An 18,892-nucleotide genomic window follows, 5' to 3' on the forward strand; every position below is an offset into this window, starting at 1 on the left:
GGGCTGCGCCAGTTGCGTAGGGTGGATGACGCTCTTTTCATCCACCTGGCCGTCGAAACGGTGGATCGGTGAAGCGTGATCCACCCTACAGAGCTTTGTGGCGCCCCGTTCGCAGTCGAGACCGCTCCTACGGGTTGCGCCAGTTGCGTAGGGTGGATGACGCTCTTTTCATCCACCTGGCCGTCGGAACGGTGGATCGGTGGATCGTGATCCACCCTACGGAGCTGCGCCTTTTCGTGGTCGAGTCCGCTCCCACGGGACTCTCGCCCACGTTATCGCAAGGCCTCGGTGAGCCGGGCATCGGCCTGGCGCAGCAGGTGTTGCAGGGCGAGCAGTCGCGTCCGGTCCGGGTCGGTTTGCAGCCGCGCCAGCAGCGTCTCGAGCTGGGTCAGCGGCTCTGGCAGGTTGAAGTGCTCCGGCAGCAGCGTCTCGCCGCGGCTGACCAGCAAGGCGAAATGGATGACGTTTTCCAGCTCCCGGGTATTGCCCGGCCAGCTGTGGCGCTCCAGCACGCGTTGCGCGGCGTCGCCGATCAGCGGCAGCGCGAGGCCCAGGCGCTGGGCGTGGATGCCAAGGAAGTATTCGGCCAGCGGCAGGATATCGCCGGGACGCTCGCGCAGTGGCGGCAGGTCGACCTGGGCTGCGCGCAGGTAGCGGTAGAGGCTTTCGTCGAACTTGCCGGCCTCGACCGCCAGCGCCAGGTCGATGCTGGTCGCGGCGATCAGCCGTACGTCGACGGGCATCGCGCGGCTGGCGCCGACCCGCCGCGTCTCGCCGGATTCCAGCGCGGCGAGCAGCGATGCCTGCAGGCCGAGCGGCAGGTCGCCGATCTCGTCCAGGTACAGGGTGCCGCCATTGGCCGAGCCGAACCAGCCGGCGCGGCTGGCGGCACTGGCGCGATGGGTCCCCATCGAATAGCCGAACAGCTCGGCTTCGCCCCGGGTCGCGCTGATCGCGCCGCAACTGACCGGCACGAATAACCCGCCGCGCTCGCTGCGGCCGTGAAGGTGGCGGGCGAGCAGTTCCTTGCCGGTTCCGGTCTCGCCGACGATCAGCACCGGCAACGGCGTGGCCGCCAGTTGCTCGACGCGCTCGCGCAGGCGCCGCGAGCGCGGGTCGATGAATACCAGCGCCTTGGCGCGGATGCTCAGCGGGCTGCGTTCGGCATCGGGAAAGGTCAGCAGACGCGGATCGGGAAAACGGCTTTCGGTCATCCGGGCCTCCTTGGCACTGTCGCCGCCGCGCCCTCAGGCCCGCTTGCGGGACTGCTGCTCGATGAGCGTCTGCAGGCGATAGAGAAAGGCGAACCCCTGGTCCCAGCGGTGATGCCCGGACTTGACGTTGATGTGCCCGGCGCCGGAGAGAATCGTCACCTCGCTGCCCCAGTCCTGGCCGATCGCATCGGCACGTGCGGGGCTCGCGGCGGAGTCGTTGTCCGAGCCCACCAGCACGCTGGGAAACGGCAGGGCCGCGCGGGGCAAGGGGGCGAAGTTGCGCAGCGCATCGGGGCAGTTGGTCCGCTCGACGTCGGCCGGAGCGACCAGCAGCGCACCCCGCACCCGGCGCAGCACCTCGGGCGAGGCGCTGGCCGCCCAGTGCGCCACGGTCACGCAGCCCAGGCTGTGGGCGATCAGCACGACCGGCCCCGGCGCGGTCGCGATACTGCGACCCAGCTCGTTAACCCAGTCTTCGCGCCCGGGCAGCAGCCAGTCCTGCTGCTCCACGCGGCGGCTGTTGGGCAGGGTGCGCTGCCAATGGCTCTGCCAGTGATCGTCCGACGATCCCTGCCAACCGGGCACGATGAGGTAATGAATGACGTCGCTGGCCATGGCACGGCTCCCTGAAGCGTTCAGTGACCTCGCAGGCTACCTACCGTAAATCGATCCACAAAAGAATAAGAATTCATTTGCTTATGCATTAACAGACATAAGCCTGGGCATTAGCGCTTGCACGATGCTTATCTCCAAATCGCATATAAATGTTCTCAAACATTATTTTAAAGAATATTTCAGATGCTCTTATGATTCGCCAACCCCGGTTCTCGCCGGCGCGCCAAGCCGTGGCCGGTGCCTTGAGGATGCAAGGAGACAACAATGACAACCCCGCTTCGTACGCCCGAAGCCCAGGACGATGCAGGTGTCCTGCAGGAGATCCGCAGCGCTCTGCATGACCTGAAGTTCGGCTCGGTGGAGATCACCCTGCACAACGGCCAGGTGGTGCAGATCGAGCGAAAGGAAAAATTCCGTCTGCAGCCGAACGGCAAGCAGGCCTGACCCAACCCCCACCCCGACCGGACCACCGGAGGGCGTGACATGAACCTACCCCAGGAACGAGCAAGCATGTACACGCCAACCCAGACCGCCCCTGTGCCGCACCGCTGTCGCTGCCGAATGCGCAGCTGACGCCCCCGCCCCGCACACCCGCTACCCCAATACGCAACGCGTCCGCACGGATGCGCCCAAGGAGCTGTCATGTCCATCGGAAAGTCCCTCCTGGCCGTTCTGGCCAGCACCCTCATCGCCGGCCAGGCGCTTGCCGCCAGCGAACTGCTCAACGTGTCCTACGACCCGACCCGTGAGCTCTACGTCGAGTACAACGCCGCCTTCAACAAGCACTGGCAGGCCCAGGGCAACAAGCCGCTGCGCATCCAGCAGTCCCACGGCGGCTCGGGCAAGCAGGCCCGCTCGGTGATCGACGGGCTGCGCGCCGACGTGGTGACGCTGGCGCTGTCCGGCGACATCGATGCGCTGAACCTGAACCAACAGCTGATCGACCCCAACTGGCAGGCCCGCCTGCCGGACAACAGCACGCCCTACACCTCGACCATCGTGCTCCTGGTGCGCAAGGGCAACCCGAAGAACATCCGCGACTGGGACGACCTGATCAAGGATGGCGTCGAGGTCGTCACCCCCAACCCCAAGACCTCCGGCGGCGCCCGCTGGAACTTCCTCGCCGCCTGGGCCTATGCGCGTGAGAAGTTCGGCGGCGAAGACAAGGCGCTGGAGTTCGTGACCGAGCTGTATCGCCATGCCCCGGTGCTCGATACCGGCGCGCGCGGCTCGACCATCAGCTTCGTCCAGCGCCAGCTCGGCGACGTGCTCCTGGCCTGGGAAAACGAGGCCTACCTGTCGCTGGCCGAAGAAGGCGGCGACCAGCTGGAGATCGTGACGCCCTCGCTGTCGATCCTCGCCGAGCCGCCGGTCGCCGTGGTCGATGCCAACGTCGACCGCAAGGGCACCCGCGCGGTGGCCGAGGCCTACCTGCAGTACCTGTACAGCGAAGAAGGCCAGCGCATCGCCGCGAAGAACTTCTACCGGCCACGCAATGCCACCGTAGCCGCCGAATTCAAGGATCAGTTCCAGGACCTGAAGCTGGTCACCATCGATCAGGACTTCGGCGGCTGGAAGGAAGCCCAGCCGAAGTTCTTCGACGATGGCGGCGTGTTCGACGGCATCTTCAAGACGATCAACCGGTAACGGGCCGACGCACGCCTGAGCGGCGAAGGCTGACACCGGCGACGGTGGCCGGGCGCGGACCTCGACGAGAGGCGCGCCGCCACCCCGAAGTCGCCGGCCAGCCGAAGCCGCGAAGCGTGCCTCGAGACGAACGATGCAGGCGCCGCCGAACCGGTGGCTCCTTTTTGCGCGGCACGGCCGACGCTGACCCGATACACATGGAAGACTCATGTCACGACGCACATCCCCGGTCATACCCGGCTTCGGGCTGACCCTGGGCTACACCCTGACGTACCTGGCGCTGGTCGTACTGATTCCGCTGGGTGCCATGTTCATCTACTCCCTGCAGCTGAGCGCGGAGCAATGGTGGGGCCTGCTCACCAGCCGCCAGGTGCTCTTCTCCCTCAAGCTGTCCTTCGGCACCGCGCTGCTGGCCGCGCTGATCAACGGCATCCTCGGCATCGTCATCGCCTGGGTCCTGGTGCGCTACACCTTCCCCGGCCGGCGCATCATCGACGCCATGGTCGACATGCCCTTCGCCCTGCCCACGGCGGTGGCGGGCATCGCGCTCACCGCGCTGTACGCGCCCAACGGCCTGATCGGCTCGCTGTTCCCGTTCCGGATCGCCTACACCCCGCTGGGCATCACCCTGGCGCTAGTGTTCGTCACCCTGCCCTTCGTGGTGCGCACCCTGCAACCGGTGCTGGCCGACATTCCCAAGGAGGTCGAGGAAGCCGCCGCCTGCCTGGGCGCCCGCCCGCTGCAGGTGTTCCGCTACGTGCTGCTGCCGAGCCTGCTGCCCGCCTGGCTGACCGGCTTCGCCCTGGCGTTCGCCCGCGGCGTCGGCGAATACGGCTCGGTGGTGTTCATCGCCGGCAACATCCCGCTGAAGACCGAGATCCTGCCGCTGTTGATCGTCTCCAAGCTGGATCAGTACGACTATCCCGGCGCGACCGGGATCGGCGTCCTGATGCTGGTGGTGTCCTTCATCTTGCTGCTGCTGATCAACCTGCTGCAGCGCCGCATCCAACCGCGCCTCTGAGGAGCCCGTCATGAGCCTTGCAACCCTCGGCGCCGCCAGCGCGCGCGCCTCGGCCCGCCGCTCCCCCGGCGCGATCGTCCTGATCGCGATCGCCTGGGCGGTGTTCGCCGTCATCCTGCTGCTGCCGCTGTACATGGTGCTCAGCCAGGGGCTGAGCCGCGGCCTGGAGTACTTCTGGGACGCCATCCGCGAGCCGGACGCGATCTCGGCACTGAAGCTGACCCTGCTGGCCACGGCGATCTCGGTCCCGCTCAACATGGTCTTCGGCCTGGCCGCCGCCTGGTCGGTGACCAAGTTCGAGTTCCGCGGCAAGAGCCTGCTGGTGACCCTGATCGACATGCCGTTCTCGGTCTCGCCGGTGGTCGCCGGCCTGATCTACGTGCTGCTGTTCGGCAGCCAGAGCTTCCTCGCGCCCTTCCTCGACCGCCACGACCTGCAGATCGTCTACGCGGTGCCCGGGATCGTCCTGGCCACCATGTTCGTCACCGTGCCCTTCGTCGCCCGCGAGCTGATTCCGCTGATGGAAGAACAGGGCAGCACCGAAGAAGAGGCCGCGCGCCTGCTCGGCGCCAGCGGCTGGCAGATGTTCTGGCACGTGACGCTGCCCAACGTGAAGTGGGCGCTGGTCTATGGCGTGGTGCTGTGCACGGCGCGGGCGATGGGCGAGTTCGGCGCGGTCTCGGTGGTCTCCGGGCATATCCGCGGATACACCAACACCCTGCCGCTGCACATCGAGATTCTCTACAACGAATACAACATCGTCGCCGCCTTCAGCGTGGCCATCCTGCTGCTGGTGATGGCCCTGGTGGTGCTGCTGCTTCGCCAGTGGAGCGAGGCGCGCCTGAGCCGCCAGCTGCAAGCCGACCGGGAAGACTGACCGCCGCGGCCCGCCTGCGCGCGGCCCGGCCAACCGAATCAGAAGGGGCATCCGCCATGAGTATCGAAGTCAAAGGCGTCAACAAGCAATTCGGCCCGTTCAAGGCCCTCGACGACATCAGCCTGCACATCCAGAGCGGCGAACTGGTCGCCCTGCTCGGCCCGTCCGGCTGCGGCAAGACCACCCTGTTGCGCATCATCGCCGGCCTCGAGACGCCGGACAGCGGCAGCATCGGCTTCCATGGGGAGGACGTCTCCAACCATGACGTGCGCGACCGCAACGTCGGGTTCGTGTTCCAGCACTACGCGCTGTTCCGCCACATGACCGTGTTCGACAACGTCGCCTTCGGCCTGCGGATGAAGCACAAGTCGGTGCGCCCGAACGAGGCGACGATCAAGCAGAAGGTCCACGACCTGCTCAACCTGGTGCAGCTCGACTGGCTGGGCAACCGCTACCCCGAGCAGCTCTCCGGCGGCCAGCGCCAGCGCATCGCCCTGGCCCGCGCCCTGGCCGTGGAGCCCAAGGTGCTGCTGCTCGACGAACCCTTCGGCGCACTGGATGCCAAGGTGCGCAAGGAGCTGCGCCGCTGGCTGGCACGCCTGCATGAGGAGGTCCACCTGACGTCGGTGTTCGTGACCCACGATCAGGAAGAAGCGATGGAAGTGGCCGACCGCATCGTGGTCATGAACAAGGGCGTGATCGAGCAGATCGGCTCGCCGGCCGAGGTGTACAGCAAGCCGGCCAGCGATTTCGTCTATCACTTCCTGGGCGATGCCAACCAGCTGCAGATCGGCGACCGCCAGGTCCTGTTCCGCCCCCACGAGATCGCCCTCTCGCGCCAGGCCGAAGCCGATTACCGCGCGGCCCAGGTCCATGCGATCCGCCCGCTGGGCGCGGTCACCCGCATCACCCTGAAGGTCGATGACCAGGACATCGAAGCCCAGGTCGCCCAGGACCACGCCAGCCTCATCGGCCTGACCCGCGGCGAAACCCTCTACTTCCGCCCTCAGCCGGGCCTGTGACCGGACGAGCCGCCTGCGCCCGGCCTGGAGGCGTGTAACGCCCTTTCGAGGTCAAGACTGCGAAGGGTGGTGCCGGATGCTTCATGGCCGAGCATTGATCGGTAGCCTGTGGGGGTGACTTCCAGGGGGGTTCTTCTAGCCAAAGCAGCAGGTCTGGCTGTTGAGGCGTAGTAAGAGCTCGCGGTCAAGACCAGGCGTCCCCGACCTCTCCCACGAGCGCTCTGGGGAGCGGTCTTGACCGCGAGCTTTTTTGCGCCAGAAGCCAGCCCACTCCCTGAAGAGCCCCTTCGCGGAAGACACCATCGCAAGCCATCACTAGGCCTTCAAACAGCCGCTGCCCCCAATTGACGCCCTGTCACGCCCGCTGCGCGGCTCTTGCGCGCGATGCGGCGTGGAGCAGTGCGTCGAGCGCCAGGAACAGCAGCAGGCTCGCCCCCAGCACCGGCAACGCCAGGCCCAGCACCAGCGCGCCGGCAGCGACGCCCATCTGAGCCGGCAGCGACAGCCGGCGCAGGGTTCGCCAGGGGCCGGCGGTCGCCGCGGAGCGGACCGGGCGGCGCTGCCACCACATCAGGTAACCCCAGATCACCATCGCCACCAGCCCGCCGGCGAAGAGCACCAGCAGTAGCTGGTTGGGCAGGCCGAACAGCGCGCCCATGTGGGCGTCGATGCCCCAGCGGGTGAGCTTGGCGGCCAGCGGATAGTCGGCAAAACGCGCCTGGTCGATCACCGCGAGCGTCCGGGGGTCGATGGCCACGGCGTCCACCCGGGTCGGCCAGCTGCGGTCGATCTCGGTAACGGTCCAGGCCTTGCCCGGGTCGGCGCTCGGCACGATCTCCACCTTGCCCGCCTCGATCCCGGCGGCACGGGCGGCGGCGAGCACCGCATCGAAATGGGCCGGATCGAGCGACGTCGCTGGTGGTGTATCCGCAGCACCGGGGTGATGGTGCGCATGTTCGTCGTGGGGTACCGGTGTCACCTCGGTGGCCGGGGCCAGCGCGGTGTTCACCGACGGGGTCGACCAGCCATAGTGCGCACGCAGCACGCCGATATTGCCGCCGGCCCACTTCGACCAGGTCAGCCCCGTGGCCGAGAAGAACAGCAGGCCGATCAGCAGGCTCAGGCCGATGCGCCCATGCCAGCGACGCATCGGACTGTTCAGCCGACCGCGCCGGACCAGCCAGACCGCCAGGCCACCCAGGGCCGCCACCCACAGCCAGGACGCCGCCAGCTCGCTGTAGAGGCGTCCCGCCTCGCCCAGGTGAAGTTCCCGGTGCAGCAGGTCGAGCCAGGTGCGCAGCGGCAGCACGCCGCTGGTGCCGTACACCGGCAGGTCGCCGCGTACCTCGGCGGTCGCCGGATCGATGAAGATCGCCCGGTGTCCGACGCCTTCGAACCTGAACATCACCCGGGTGGTGGTGCCGGGCATGGGTGCCGGGCGCACGGCGCCGAGCCGGGCGTCGGGGCCGACCACTTCACGCGCCGCGTCGATCTGGCGCGCCAGCGGCAAGGCCGGACCGCTGCTGTCGACATAGAGCTCCGTCGCGTACAGGCGGTCTTCCAGTTGGGGCGTCAGCGCGTAGAGGATGCCGCTGAGCGCGGCCACCAACAGGAAGGGCCCGACGAACAGGCCGATGTAGAAATGCAGGCGCAGCAGCAACGCCCCCAGGGGCGATGTGGCTTGCGCAGCCCGGCCGGCGGAGGTCGCCGATGCGCCCCGGGCGGCCGGCGTGGAGGTCATGCGTGGTTCGGTCATGGTCAGAACTCCATCGTCACGCCGGCATAGAGCGAGCGACGCTCGCCCGGCGCGTGCAACGACTGCGCGCCGTCATGCCAGACGTATTCGTAATAGCGGTCGGCGAGGTTCTTGAGCTGCAGATCGAGCTCGACCCGTTCGCTCACCCGATAGGTCGCGCCCAGGTTGACCAGGGTGAAGCCGCCATAGCGACCCTGGTCGTTCTCGCGCTCGAGGTAGTAGTCGCTCTGCCCGTTCAGCCAGCCACTGAGCTGCAGGCGCGGCGTGGCGTCCCAGCTCGCCCCGGCCGAGTAGAGATGCGCCGGGACGTGGTCGATCTGTTTGCCGCGGCTCGTCGGCAGGCTGGGATCGGGTTTCTCGATCCGCGAGTACTGGCGCGAATAGGCGAGCCAGAGGCTGGTATCGCCGCGCGGGTGCAGGTTGAGCTGGGCGTCGTAGCCCCAGCGACGGGTCTTGCCGAGGTTTTCCGAATCGCCGCTGGGGTCGTTCAGCCGACGCCGGATTTCATCGGAGGCGACCTGCTCCCAGTACGCGATGCGCCCGTCCAGCCAGTCGCTGGGCTGGAACTTGATGCCGGTCTCCCAGCCGTCGTTGATCGACGGCGACAGGTCGGCGGTGCGCGGCGGAACCTTGTAGGCCGAGGCGCCGGTGCCGACCTGGAACGTGCGCCCCCAGTTGGCGTAGAGGCTGGCCTCACGCCAGGGCGCATAGACCAGGCTGATCTTCGGCTGGCGGATCAGCCCGTAGTCGTTGACGTCGTAATCGTTGCCCGTGAGGCCGTCGCGCAGCTCGCCCTCGATGTGATCGACCCGGTAGGCCGGGATGATCTTCAGCGCCGGCAGCGGCTCGATCACCGCCTGGGCATAGGCGCCGTAGATGTCGAAGTCGAACCGCTGGTCGCGGGTCTGGCTCTGCTTGACCTGGGAGACGGTGAGGTAGCGCTTGCTGCTGTTGTGCTGGCGCTCGACGTCCAGCCCGCCTTCGAGCGTCAGCCAGTCCAGGCCCGGGCGGTAGGTCAGCGAGGTCAACGCGCCGAGGCCGGTCTCGTCGGTGGTGCGCTGCTGCTGCGACTGCGCCAGGGAGAAGCGCACCCAGCGGTCGTCGTCATAGCGGTTGAGGTAGGCCTTGGCCGACAGGTCCAGCGCGTCCGACAGCGCCGCGTCCAGGTGCAGGGAGACCTGGCTCATGCTGCGCTCGCCTTCGTCGCTGGCCGACAGCCCGTAGGAGCGACGCGGATGCCGGCGGGCATCCTCGCGCGAAAGGTAGCCGGGCTCCTCGGCCTGGGCCTCGTAGTGACGGGCGATCAGGCCGATACGGTAGTCGCCCTGGTCGGGCGTGAAGAACCACTTGCCCGAGAGCACGTAGCGGTCGCTGTCGGCATGGTCGCGGTAGCCGTCGCTCTGCTGGTAGCCGACGAAGTAGTTCTGCGACCAGTTGCTGCCCTCGATGCCCTTGGCCACTTGGCCTTCGCGCAGGCCGTAGCTGCCGTAGCGCACACGGGCGCGGCCGTAGTCGCCGCCGCTGCGGGTCACCAGATTGGCGTTGCCGGCGATGTTGTGCAGGCCGTAGCGCGCGTCGTTGGTCCCGCGCACCACCTCGATGCGTTCGAGCTCCAGCGGGAAGACCATGTCCAGGTAGGGCATGTTGCCGTCGTTGCTGTTGCTCGGAATGCCGTCGATCAGCAGCTTGACGGCGTTGATCTCGCCCTCGCCGTTGAAGCCGCGCATCGACAGCTTGCCCGACGTGGTGCCCTGGCCGAAGGGGGTGAGCATCACGCCGGGCGCGCGGTTGAACAGCTCCCAGCTGTAGGTGACCGGTTGCTTTTCGAGGATGTCGGCGCCCAGCACGTCCACCGAGCTGAGCACGCGGGTGCTGGGCAGCGGCCCGGAGGCGGTCGCGCTGACGGTGACGGTCCCGAGGGTCAGGGTCGAGTCGGCGGCTTCGCGCGTCTCGGCGCGGGCCTGCCAGCAGAGCAGGGTCATGGACGCCAGCACGTAGGGCATGGCGCAGAGGGGCGCGCGTGCGGCGCGCCCGGGAAGGGTCGTATCGGGCATGGCTATCCCTTGAGGTCGGCATCGAGGTGCGCCCCGATGCCTGGCGCATGCCGGCGCAGCCCCGGCAAGGGCGGCGGGCGAAACGGCATCGGGACGACGTGAAGACGCCGGCTCGCAAGGAGCCGGCGCGGTGCGGACTACACGGCAGGGGACGCGCGGGGATTGAGGCTCGGCCACAGGTAGCGTGGCGAAAGCGCCGCCGGCGGCGGCTGGGGCAAGCTGGCCAGGCGGGCGACGATGCGTTGCTGGAAGTGCAGCGGCGCGGCGGGCAGCGCGGCGAGCGATGCCGACATCGCGCCACAGCAGCACTGCTGCATCATCAGGTGGTGGCTGGAGCCCGGATCATGGGACGCCGGGCCGGCGTCGTGGTGCCCCGCGTGATCCTCGTGGGCATGATCGCCGTGGGCAGGGTGCGCGTCGTGATGCGCCAGGGCCTGCTGCGCCATCAGGCAGTGCCCGCCCCAGCCCATCATCTGCCTGGCATGCGCGGACATGCCGCCGGAGGCCGCCATGGTCAGCATATGGGAGAGCACTGCGAAGCAGGCTATCCAGGCATAGGCGCGACGTCGTTGGCGCATGGGCGGGTATCCGGTGGAGGAGCCCGAAGTATACGAAGGCGCGGCGGCCTCAGGCCACCCTCCCGTCAGGCCGCGCTCGGGTCCCCTTCCTGCACCGCGCGCAGCCGCGCCACGTCGCGCGCCGGCGGCACGCCGAACATCCGACCGTATTCCCGGGTGAACTGGGACGGGCTTTCGTAGCCCACCTCGTAGGCCGCGCTGGCCGCATCCATGGCCCGGCCGATCATCAGCCGCCGCGCTTCCTGCAGGCGCAACTGCTTCTGGTACTGCAGCGGACTCATGGCGGTGATCGACTTGAAGTGGTGGTGCAGCGTCGAGGCGCTCATGCGCGCTTCGGCCGCCACCGCGTCGATGCTGAACGGCTTGTTGTAGTGCCGCTTGATCCAGCCGATGGCGCGGTTGATCTGCTCCAGGCGGGCCTCGCAGCGCGCCATGCTCCTGACCGCCCCGCCCTGCTCGCCCGTCAGTAGCCGGTAGTAGATCTCGCGCTGGGCCAGGGGCGCGAGGTACGGGATGTCGGCGGGCTTGTCGAGCAGCTGCATCAGGCGCAGCGAGGCCGAGACCAGTTCCTCGCTGGTGGCGCTGACCGAGAGCCCGCGCACCGGCTCACTCATCAAGGCATCGCGGCTTTCCAGCTCCAGCACCATCTCGGTGAGCAGCGTGGTGTCCAGATTCAGCCGCATGCTCAGGTAGGGCCGCTCGGGCGTCGCGTCGATCACCTGCCCGCTGATGGGCAGGTCGACCGAGGCGGCGAGAAAACTGGCCGAGTCGTTTTCGTAGATCAGCTCGCCGAGCATCACCCGCTTGCGGCCCTGTGCGATCAGGCAAACCGCGGGCTCCTGCATGCCGAACATGGTTTCGGACGGCTGCGAGCAGCGGGCCAGCCAGAGGCCGGGGATGGCGGTGGGGTGGGAACCGTCTTCGGGTGCGTGACGGGCGATCAGTTCGGCCAGCTTGCAGTTGTCGGTCACGGTGGAGTCCTCCTTCGCACGCCGCCAAGTATGGCGTCGGATCGGTGAACGTACAGCGTCACGCGCACGCTGTCGGAGGATCAGGCAAGCATCGCGGAGATTTGTACAGGCCGGCGGACACTCAGTCGGTGGCCAGCACCTTGGCCAGCGCGGCGGACAGCGTCTCGGGTGTGAAGGGCTTGCTGATCACCGGCCAGTCGACCCACTCGCGCGGAATGCCGTGGACACCGTAGCCGGTGGAGAAGATGAACGGAATGCCGCGCTCGGCCAGGCGCTCGGCCACCGGGAAGACGGTCGCGCCGCCGAGATTGACGTCGAGGATCGCCACGTCGGCCTCCACGCTGCCGGCCAGTCCTACCCCTTCGAGCACCGAGGAGGCATGGGCGACGACACGGTAGCCGAGGTCGTCGAGCACTTCCTCGAGGAGCATGGCGATCAGCGCTTCGTCCTCCACCACCAGGACCTTATTGGTATCAGACATGCTGCACTCCTCCGGTAAGCGGCAGCTCCAGCGTACAGGCGAATCCCTGCGCGTCGTAGCTGGCCGCAAAACTGCCACCTAGTTCTTTGACCACACTGGCCTGGATCAGCCGGGTGCCGAAGCCGGGCTTGCCAGGCACGGCGACCGCCGGCCCGTTGTATTCGCGCCACTGCAGGCTGAGCCTGGGCAACGGCGCCTGCTTCGCCGGCAACACCTGCCAGTGGAGCCGAACCTGCCCGTTCTCGCCACTGAGCGAGCCATAGGTGGCCGCATTCACCGTCAGTTCATGGAAGGCCATGGCCAGCGACAGCGCCTCGCGAGGCGCCAGCTCGACGGCGGGGCCGTCCAGTTCGATGCGTTCGCACTGGTCGTGCAGGTAGGCCTGCAGCACCTTGTCCAGCAGCGAGCGCAGCCCCGCGCCCTGCCAGCGTGACTGGGTCAGCAGGTCATGCCCCTGGCTGAGGGCGATCAGCCGGCGTTCGAACGACTCGTGGAACGTCGCCAGGCTGCCCGACCGGCGCAACGTCAGGGCGGCGATCGACTGCACCGAGACCAGGGTGTTCTTGACCCGATGGTTGAGCTCGTCGATCAGCAGCGCCTGGCGCTGCTGGGCCTGCCGATGGGACGAGATGTCCACCAGCGTGCTGATCGCGCCGGTCACCCTTCCCTGCTCGTCGAGCAGCGGCATCGGGTGCGCGGCAAAGGGCACCCGGCTCCCGTCCGGGCGCTCGAGCACCGCTTCCTCGCCGAGTTGTAGCGCTCCGGTCCTGAGCGTGACGGCCATGGGGCAGTCTTCCAGCCGCAGCGGCGCGCCGTCCATGGAAAACAGCTTCGCCGAACCGCACCAGCGGGTCTGTCCGAGCACCGGCTCGGCGCCCCAGAGGCGCACCGCCGCCGCGTTGTAGAAGGTGATCAGGCCTTCGGGGTCGGTGGTGTAGACCGCCATGGGCAAGGCTTCGAGCAGCGCATGCCAATGGCGCTCGCTGGCCAGGAGGCGTTCGCGGTCGCGGGTCTGCTCGCTGATGTCGCGGGTGACCGCCAGGTGCCCGGTGCTGCCATCGGGCAGGCGCAGCGGCACGGCATGGGTTTCCATGTGCCGGCGTATGCCGTCCAGGGCAATCAGGTCGAATTCCCAGACGCAGCGCTCGCCGGCGCAGACCTGCAGGTGATTGGCCTGCCACTGGGAGCGATCTTCCTCGGCGATCAGCTTCAGCACCGGTACGCCGGTGACCGAAGCCGCATCGCCCACCCCGATCATCCCGAGTCCCGCCGGGTTCATCTGCAGCAGGCTGCCGTCGGCGGCCACCACCTTCACGCATTCGGGCGTCGCATCGACGATGGCCTGCAGGTACTGCTGGCTGAGCGCATGCTCGATCTCGGCGCGCTTCTGCCGGCTGATGTCCTGGAAGCTGCAGGTCGCGCCGACCACCTCGTCGTCCACCACCACCGGCTCGGCGTTCATCAGCAGCCAGCGCCGCGGCGCGTCCGGCAGGGCCTGGCAGAGTTCGAGATCACGGATGGGCCGGGCGCGCTGCAGGACATCGACCAGCGAGTCGGCGAGCGGCGGCGTTTGCGCCTCGTCGCCCGCCCCCAGACCGAGCTTATCGAACGCCCGGAAGATGCTCTGACCGACGACCGACGACCGGCGCCCCGGCGAAGGCCTCCCGTGCACGCAGGTTGGCGTGCAGCAGGCTACCGTCGCGATCGCACAGCCACAGCGGGACCGGTAGCAGGTCGAGCTGTTCGGGTGCGAGACCGCCCAGCGACGCGCGCTGCGAGCCTGCTGCCAGTTCGGTCACGCGATCGTCCGTTACAGGTTTCATCGGAATGCCGTCACGAGGGATGGCATCAGTGTAATGAAAAACCGGAACGGCTTGTGCGTTTACGACGCTCCGGTCGTCTGCGCGCGCCCTTTACCGACGGCGCGCGCAAGGTCTGGCACAGGGCCATCACGGCGACGCTGCGACATTCAGTCCCAGCGCGGCGCGAAGCCCGGATTGGCGAGCCGCTCGCCACGGTCCAGGGTGGCGATCCTGGCCATCTCCTCGTCGCTCAGGCGCAGGTTCTGCGCCTCGAGGTTCGCCTGCAGGTTGGCGCGTTTGGTCGAGGACGGAATGACCGCGAAGCCCTGCTGCAGCAGCCAGGCCAGGGCCACCTGCGCAGGGCTCGCCCGGTGCGCCTCGCCGATCGCCCGCAACACCTCGTCCTGCATCACCTTGCCCACCGCCAGCGGCATGTAGGCGGTCAGGTGCAGGCCCTGCTCGCGGGCGAAATCCACCACCTTGCGGTTCTGCAGGAAGGGATGGATCTCCACCTGATTGGTGGCGATGTTCCCGACACCCACCGCCTCGATCGCCTGGCGCATGTGCGCGACGGTGAAGTTGGAAATGCCGATCTGGCGGGTCAGGCCCTGTCCGCGCGCCTCGAGCAGCGCACCGAGGTACTCGGCCACCGGCAGCTCGTCGCCAGGCGAGGGCCAGTGGATCAGCGTCAGGTCGACCTGCTCCAGGCGCAGCCGGGCAAGGCTGTCCTTCAGGCTGGGGACGAGCTTGTCGCCGGCCAGGTTGCTGGTCCAGATCTTGGTGGTGACGAACAGCTCGTCGCGGGTGACGCCGCTTTCGGCGATCGCCTGGCCGACCTCGCGTTCGTTCTCGTAGGCCTGGGCGGTGTCGATGTGGCGATAGCCGAGCTCGAGGCCCGTCTTCACCGAATCGATGACTTGCTGCCCTTTGAGGCGAAAGGTGCCGAGGCCGAAGGCTGGAATGCGCATGCAATGCTCCTTGATCGTGAGGGGGCGGCGCGTGGCGCCGCTGGAACGACAGGCAACAGTCTGGCCCAGGGGTTCGGCTGGAAAAACCGGCCTCGGCACCCAAGACTTTTGCGTAAGATTCAACAATGAAGACCACACTCGACGAATTGCTGGCCTTCTCCACCGTGGTGGAGACCGGCTCGATCACCGCCGCCGCCGAACAGCTGGGGCAGACCACCTCGGGTGTCAGCCGCGCCCTGAGCCGGCTGGAAGCCAAGCTCGAGGTCACGCTGTTGCTGCGCACCACCCGCCGCCTGGAACTGACCGAGGAAGGCGAGGCCTTTCTCGCCCAGGCCCGGCGCATCCTCGACGCGGTCGAGCAGGCCGAAGAGCAGATGGCCCTGCGCCGTCAGCGCCCGGCCGGGCGCCTGCGGGTCAATGCCGCCTCGCCGTTCATGCTCCACGTGGTGGTACCGCTGGTGGCCGGCTTTCGCGAGCGTTATCCACAGATCGAACTGGAGCTGCACAGCAGCGACCAGATCATCGACCTGATCGAACAGCGCACCGACCTGGCCATTCGCATCGGCCCGCTGCGCGACTCCACGCTGCATGCCCGCCCGCTGGGCAGCAGCCGCCTGCGCGTGCTGGCGAGCCCGGCCTACCTGGCGCGGCGCGGCACGCCCGGCAGCCCCGAGGCGCTGGCCGAACACAGCCTGCTCGGCTTCACCCAGCCGGAAAGCCTCAACCAGTGGCCGCTGCGCCATGCGCTGGGCGACGGCCTGACCATCGCCCCGACGCACAAGGCCTCCAGCGGCGAAACGCTGCGCCAGCTGGCCCTGGCCGGCGAGGGGCTGGTGTGCCTGTCGGACTTCATGACCCAGGGCGACCGCGACCGCGGCGACCTGGTCCAGGTGCTCGGCGAGGACACCTTCGAATCGCGCCAGCCGATCCACGCGGTGTACTACCGCAACACCGCGCTGACCTCGCGGATCACCTGCTTTCTCGACTACCTCTCGGCGGAGCTGGCCGGCCAGCGTTGGGCGCAACGCAGCGTTTAGAAGCCCTCGAGCACGATCTTGCCCTTGGCCTTGCCGCTTTCGAGCAGGGCGTGGGCGCGCCGCAGGTTCGCGGCGTTGATGGTGCCGAAATGCTCGCCCAGGGTGGTCTTGAGCACACCCCGGTCGACCAGCTCGCTGACGCGGTTGAGCAACTGGTGCTGCTCGATCATGTCCGGCGTCTCGAACAGCGAGCGGGTGAACATCAGTTCCCAGTGCAGCGACAGGCTCTTGCGCTTGAGCTTCATCACGTCCAGCGGCTGCTCCGGATCGTCGATCAGCGCCAGGCGTCCCTGGGGCATCAGGGCCTCGACCAGCTGATCGAAGTGCCGGTCGGTCTGGGTCAGGCTGGCGACATGGCTGACCGACTCGATACCGGCGGCCTGCAGCGCCTGGTGCAGCGGCTGGCGGTGGTCGACCACCTCATGGGCGCCCAGCTCGCGGGCCCAGGCCTGGGTTTCGGGGCGCGAGGCGCTGCCGATCACCCTGACCTGGGTGAGCTGGCGCGCCAGCTGGGTGAGGATCGAACCGACGCCACCGGCCGCGCCGACGATCAGCAGGCGCTGGTCCTGGCCCTCGCCTTCGCGGACCTGCAGCCGCTCGAACAGCAGCTCCCAGGCGGTGATGGAGGTCAGGGGCAGCGCCGCCGCCTCGGCGAATCCGAGGCTCGTGGGCTTGCGTCCGACGATGCGCTCGTCGACCAGATGCAGCTCGCTGTTGGCGCCGGCACGGGCGATGGAGCCGGCATAGAACACCTCGTCGCCCGCCTTGAACAGGCTCACCTGCTCGCCCACCGAGCGAACCACGCCGGCCACGTCCCAGCCCAGCACCTTGGCCTCGCCGTTCTGCGGCGCGGCGTTGCGGCGCACCTTGGTGTCGACCGGGTTGACCGAGATCGCCCGGACCTCGACCAGCAGGTCGCGGGGGCCTGGCGTCGGCGCCGGCAGTTCGACGTCCTGCAGGGCGTCGGGGTTGTCGATGGGCAGGCTGTTGAAGTAGGCGACGGCTTTCATCGGGCATCTCTCCGGTTGGCAAGGGATGCGACCATCCTGGTGCATTTGACTTGATGGAAAAACCGCGCAATAAGCGACGCTCTTTCAATGGAATATTGAAAATCCTCCATGCTGCATTTCGACGACCTGAACCTGTTCGTACGCACCGCCGATGCCGGCAGCCTGTCGGCGGCGGCGCGTGAGCTGGACGTCTCGCCGGCGGTGGCCAGCGCCGCGCTCAAGCGGATCGAAGCCGCGCTCGAGGCTCGCCTGTTCGCCCGCTCGACCCGCAGCCTGCGCCTGACGCCCGAAGGCGAGGCGTTCCTCGCCCATGCCCGCGCGGCCACCACCAGCCTGCTCGAAGGCCACCGGCTGCTCGCCGGCGGCAAGGCGACCATCGGCGGCATGCTGCAACTGTCCGCGCCCTCGGATTTCGGCCGGAACGTGCTGATGCCCTGGCTGGACGAATTCCAGGCCCAGCACCCGCAACTGCAGGTGCGCCTGCTGCTGGGCGACCGGGTCAGCGACCTGTTCCGCCAGCCGGTGGACATCGCCCTGCGCTACGGCACGCCCGAGGACTCCAGCCTGGTCGCCCTGCCCCTGGCCGAATGGAACCGCCGCGTGCTTTGCGCGGCGCCGGCCTACCTGGCCCGCTTCGGCGCGCCGCAGCGCGTCGAGCAGCTCGGCGAACACAACTGCCTGCTGTACATGCTCGGCGGCCGCCCCCATGACCAGTGGCGCTTTTACGAAGGCCGCCGGGAAGTGCGGGTGAAGGTCGGCGGCGACCGCACCAGCGACGACGCCGATGCGGTGCGGCGCTGGGCGGTGGACGCCAAGGGGCTCGCCTACAAATCCTGGCTGGACGTGGCCGGCGACGTGCGCGCCGGCCGCCTGAAGGTGCTGTTCGCCGACCGGCTGGGCGAGCCGACGCCGCTCAACCTGATCTGCGCGCACCGCGCCCAGTTGAGCAAGCCGGTGCACCTGCTGCGTGAATTCGTCCAGGCGCGCTGTGCCGAACTCCGGCGGGACGCGCCCTGGATGACTCAGGCCGGTGCGGCGCAGCGATAGCGGTCGGCGGCCTGGCGGTGGGACAGGTTCGGCCCCAGCGCCGCGCGCGCCGCGAGAAAGGCGTCCCAGTCGGCGGCATCGGGCAATGACGGCAAGGTAACCGGCTCGCCCTGGTCGAGGCCGGCCAGCGCCGCGTCCACCATCTCGTCCGCCTCCATGATCATCGACTCGGGCAGGCTGCCCGGCGCCACCCCGCTGCGCGCCCAGATTTCGGTGCGGGTCATGCCCGGCAGCACCGCCTGGACCCGCACGCCACGCTTGCCCAGCTCGGCCTGCATGGATTGGCTGAGGCTGAGCACGTAGGCCTTGGTGGCGGCGTAGACGGCGCTGAAACGCTCGGGCAGGAGCGAGACCACCGACCCGAGGTTGATCACCGTGCCCCGCCCGCGCGCACCGAAGTTGGCCGCGGCGGCAGCGGCCAGGTGGGTCACCGCGACGAGGTTGAGCGCGATCATCCGATCGGCGAGGGCCAGGTCGGCCTCGGCGAGCGCGCCGGTCATCGACATGCCGGCGTTGTTGACCAGCACCTCGATCGAGCCGTCGCCGCGCAGGCGTTCTTCGAGGCGCCGCAGCGCAGCGGGATCGGTCAGGTCGGCCGGCAAGACCTCGACCTCCACGCCATGGCGCGCGGTCAACCGCTCGGCCAGCGCCTGCAGCCGCGCCACGTCGCGCGCGACCAGCAGCAGGGGATGCCCGCGCCCAGCCAGCCGATCGGCATAGACCGCGCCGATGCCCGTCGACGCGCCGGTGATCAGCGCAGTGCCCTTGATCGATGCATTCATTTCCCGTCTC

The 18,892-nt window shown here is 68.3% G+C and carries 19 protein-coding genes; 7 read left to right on the forward strand and 12 right to left on the reverse strand.

Annotated elements, in window-relative coordinates; genetic code table 11:
* Nucleotides 1–272: 272 nt before the first annotated feature.
* Both DN824_RS14185 and DN824_RS14190 read right to left on the reverse strand, forming a co-directional pair.
* Nucleotides 273–1,214, reverse strand: a complete 942-nt coding sequence (locus DN824_RS14185) for a sigma 54-interacting transcriptional regulator (protein ID WP_138409056.1) — start codon at nucleotides 1,212–1,214, stop codon at nucleotides 273–275.
* Between the two features lie 33 nt (nucleotides 1,215–1,247).
* Nucleotides 1,248–1,829, reverse strand: a complete 582-nt coding sequence (locus tag DN824_RS14190; RefSeq protein ID WP_138409057.1) for an alpha/beta hydrolase — start codon at nucleotides 1,827–1,829, stop codon at nucleotides 1,248–1,250.
* Nucleotides 1,830–2,093: 264 nt separating this feature from the next.
* On the opposite strand from DN824_RS14190, the gene oscA reads away from it, so the two are divergent.
* The 5 genes from oscA (at nucleotide 2,094) to DN824_RS14215 (ending at nucleotide 6,396) form a co-directional block, all read left to right on the forward strand.
* Complete coding sequence (gene oscA, locus DN824_RS14195; RefSeq protein WP_138409058.1) at nucleotides 2,094–2,273, forward strand: sulfur starvation response protein OscA; 180 nt, start codon at nucleotides 2,094–2,096, stop codon at nucleotides 2,271–2,273.
* A gap of 198 nt (nucleotides 2,274–2,471) precedes the next feature.
* Nucleotides 2,472–3,476, forward strand: a complete 1,005-nt coding sequence (locus DN824_RS14200; protein ID WP_138409059.1) for a sulfate ABC transporter substrate-binding protein — start codon at nucleotides 2,472–2,474, stop codon at nucleotides 3,474–3,476.
* 208 nt (nucleotides 3,477–3,684) lie between these two features.
* Nucleotides 3,685–4,497, forward strand: a complete 813-nt coding sequence (cysT, locus tag DN824_RS14205; RefSeq protein WP_138409060.1) for a sulfate ABC transporter permease subunit CysT — start codon at nucleotides 3,685–3,687, stop codon at nucleotides 4,495–4,497.
* A gap of 10 nt (nucleotides 4,498–4,507) precedes the next feature.
* Nucleotides 4,508–5,374, forward strand: coding sequence for a sulfate ABC transporter permease subunit CysW (cysW, locus tag DN824_RS14210; RefSeq protein WP_138409061.1), 867 nt, complete (start codon nucleotides 4,508–4,510; stop codon nucleotides 5,372–5,374).
* A gap of 56 nt (nucleotides 5,375–5,430) precedes the next feature.
* Complete coding sequence (locus DN824_RS14215; protein ID WP_138409062.1) at nucleotides 5,431–6,396, forward strand: sulfate/molybdate ABC transporter ATP-binding protein; 966 nt, start codon at nucleotides 5,431–5,433, stop codon at nucleotides 6,394–6,396.
* Nucleotides 6,397–6,751: 355 nt separating this feature from the next.
* Here DN824_RS14215 and DN824_RS14220 read toward each other — a convergent pair whose 3' ends face one another.
* The 8 genes from DN824_RS14220 to dkgB all read right to left on the reverse strand — a co-directional run bounded on the left by DN824_RS14220 (nucleotide 6,752) and on the right by dkgB (nucleotide 15,006).
* Nucleotides 6,752–8,152 carry a PepSY-associated TM helix domain-containing protein gene (locus DN824_RS14220; protein WP_138409063.1) on the reverse strand — a complete coding sequence of 467 codons (1,401 nt, stop codon included), beginning with the start codon at nucleotides 8,150–8,152 and terminating at the stop codon, nucleotides 6,752–6,754.
* A 2-nt stretch (nucleotides 8,153–8,154) separates the two neighbouring features.
* Complete coding sequence (locus DN824_RS14225; RefSeq protein WP_241666710.1) at nucleotides 8,155–10,134, reverse strand: TonB-dependent receptor; 1,980 nt, start codon at nucleotides 10,132–10,134, stop codon at nucleotides 8,155–8,157.
* Between the two features lie 209 nt (nucleotides 10,135–10,343).
* Nucleotides 10,344–10,784, reverse strand: a complete 441-nt coding sequence (locus DN824_RS14230) for a DUF2946 family protein (RefSeq protein WP_241666708.1) — start codon at nucleotides 10,782–10,784, stop codon at nucleotides 10,344–10,346.
* Between the two features lie 65 nt (nucleotides 10,785–10,849).
* Nucleotides 10,850–11,755 carry an AraC family transcriptional regulator gene (locus tag DN824_RS14235; protein ID WP_138409065.1) on the reverse strand — a complete coding sequence of 302 codons (906 nt, stop codon included), beginning with the start codon at nucleotides 11,753–11,755 and terminating at the stop codon, nucleotides 10,850–10,852.
* A 121-nt stretch (nucleotides 11,756–11,876) separates the two neighbouring features.
* The gene (locus DN824_RS14240; RefSeq protein ID WP_138409066.1) at nucleotides 11,877–12,236 is read right to left on the reverse strand and encodes a response regulator; all 360 of its coding nucleotides are present in this window, start codon (nucleotides 12,234–12,236) and stop codon (nucleotides 11,877–11,879) included.
* On the reverse strand, nucleotides 12,229–13,908 hold the full coding sequence (locus DN824_RS14245; protein WP_138409067.1) for a PAS domain-containing sensor histidine kinase: 1,680 nt from the start codon (nucleotides 13,906–13,908) through the stop codon (nucleotides 12,229–12,231). Before DN824_RS14245 ends, DN824_RS14240 begins: the two co-directional genes overlap by 8 nt.
* Complete coding sequence (locus DN824_RS22485) at nucleotides 13,838–14,059, reverse strand: hypothetical protein (RefSeq protein WP_158295389.1); 222 nt, start codon at nucleotides 14,057–14,059, stop codon at nucleotides 13,838–13,840. The genes DN824_RS14245 and DN824_RS22485 overlap by 71 nt, the downstream gene beginning before the upstream one ends.
* A gap of 146 nt (nucleotides 14,060–14,205) precedes the next feature.
* Nucleotides 14,206–15,006 (reverse strand): 2,5-didehydrogluconate reductase DkgB, encoded by an 801-nt coding sequence (gene dkgB / locus DN824_RS14250; RefSeq protein WP_138409068.1) that lies wholly within the window; start codon nucleotides 15,004–15,006, stop codon nucleotides 14,206–14,208.
* A gap of 125 nt (nucleotides 15,007–15,131) precedes the next feature.
* Here dkgB and DN824_RS14255 point away from each other — a divergent pair, with 125 nt between their 5' ends.
* Complete coding sequence (locus tag DN824_RS14255; protein WP_138409069.1) at nucleotides 15,132–16,043, forward strand: LysR family transcriptional regulator; 912 nt, start codon at nucleotides 15,132–15,134, stop codon at nucleotides 16,041–16,043.
* On the opposite strand, the gene DN824_RS14260 is transcribed toward DN824_RS14255, so the two are convergent.
* Nucleotides 16,040–17,053: a zinc-binding alcohol dehydrogenase family protein gene (locus DN824_RS14260; protein ID WP_138409070.1), complete on the reverse strand. Its 1,014-nt coding sequence runs from the start codon at nucleotides 17,051–17,053 to the stop codon at nucleotides 16,040–16,042. The two genes, DN824_RS14255 and DN824_RS14260, sit on opposite strands and share 4 nt — an antisense overlap.
* A gap of 108 nt (nucleotides 17,054–17,161) precedes the next feature.
* On the opposite strand from DN824_RS14260, the gene DN824_RS14265 reads away from it, so the two are divergent.
* The gene (locus tag DN824_RS14265) at nucleotides 17,162–18,100 is read left to right on the forward strand and encodes a LysR family transcriptional regulator (RefSeq protein ID WP_138409071.1); all 939 of its coding nucleotides are present in this window, start codon (nucleotides 17,162–17,164) and stop codon (nucleotides 18,098–18,100) included.
* On the opposite strand, the gene DN824_RS14270 is transcribed toward DN824_RS14265, so the two are convergent.
* Nucleotides 18,076–18,882: an SDR family NAD(P)-dependent oxidoreductase gene (locus DN824_RS14270; protein WP_138409072.1), complete on the reverse strand. Its 807-nt coding sequence runs from the start codon at nucleotides 18,880–18,882 to the stop codon at nucleotides 18,076–18,078. The genes DN824_RS14265 and DN824_RS14270 overlap by 25 nt on opposite strands.
* Between the last annotated feature and the right edge of the window lie 10 nt (nucleotides 18,883–18,892).

Source organism: Stutzerimonas nosocomialis (assembly GCF_005876855.1).
GTDB lineage: Bacteria > Pseudomonadota > Gammaproteobacteria > Pseudomonadales > Pseudomonadaceae > Stutzerimonas > Stutzerimonas nosocomialis.

Bases quoted from the DNA above. Each gene is read 5' to 3' on its own strand.
- DN824_RS14185 (WP_138409056.1), bottom strand. From the start codon at position 1,214: ATGACCGAAAGCCGTTTTCCCGATCCGCGTCTGCTGACCTTTCCCGAT.
- DN824_RS14190 (WP_138409057.1), bottom strand. From the start codon at position 1,829: ATGGCCAGCGACGTCATTCATTACCTCATCGTGCCCGGTTGGCAGGGA.
- oscA (WP_138409058.1), top strand. From the start codon at position 2,094: ATGACAACCCCGCTTCGTACGCCCGAAGCCCAGGACGATGCAGGTGTC.
- DN824_RS14200 (WP_138409059.1), top strand. From the start codon at position 2,472: ATGTCCATCGGAAAGTCCCTCCTGGCCGTTCTGGCCAGCACCCTCATC.
- cysT (WP_138409060.1), top strand. From the start codon at position 3,685: ATGTCACGACGCACATCCCCGGTCATACCCGGCTTCGGGCTGACCCTG.
- cysW (WP_138409061.1), top strand. From the start codon at position 4,508: ATGAGCCTTGCAACCCTCGGCGCCGCCAGCGCGCGCGCCTCGGCCCGC.
- DN824_RS14215 (WP_138409062.1), top strand. From the start codon at position 5,431: ATGAGTATCGAAGTCAAAGGCGTCAACAAGCAATTCGGCCCGTTCAAG.
- DN824_RS14220 (WP_138409063.1), bottom strand. From the start codon at position 8,152: ATGACCGAACCACGCATGACCTCCACGCCGGCCGCCCGGGGCGCATCG.
- DN824_RS14225 (WP_241666710.1), bottom strand. From the start codon at position 10,134: ATGACCCTGCTCTGCTGGCAGGCCCGCGCCGAGACGCGCGAAGCCGCC.
- DN824_RS14230 (WP_241666708.1), bottom strand. From the start codon at position 10,784: ATGCGCCAACGACGTCGCGCCTATGCCTGGATAGCCTGCTTCGCAGTG.
- DN824_RS14240 (WP_138409066.1), bottom strand. From the start codon at position 12,236: ATGTCTGATACCAATAAGGTCCTGGTGGTGGAGGACGAAGCGCTGATC.
- DN824_RS22485 (WP_158295389.1), bottom strand. From the start codon at position 14,059: ATGAAACCTGTAACGGACGATCGCGTGACCGAACTGGCAGCAGGCTCG.
- dkgB (WP_138409068.1), bottom strand. From the start codon at position 15,006: ATGCGCATTCCAGCCTTCGGCCTCGGCACCTTTCGCCTCAAAGGGCAG.
- DN824_RS14255 (WP_138409069.1), top strand. From the start codon at position 15,132: ATGAAGACCACACTCGACGAATTGCTGGCCTTCTCCACCGTGGTGGAG.
- DN824_RS14260 (WP_138409070.1), bottom strand. From the start codon at position 17,053: ATGAAAGCCGTCGCCTACTTCAACAGCCTGCCCATCGACAACCCCGAC.
- DN824_RS14265 (WP_138409071.1), top strand. From the start codon at position 17,162: ATGCTGCATTTCGACGACCTGAACCTGTTCGTACGCACCGCCGATGCC.
- DN824_RS14270 (WP_138409072.1), bottom strand. From the start codon at position 18,882: ATGAATGCATCGATCAAGGGCACTGCGCTGATCACCGGCGCGTCGACG.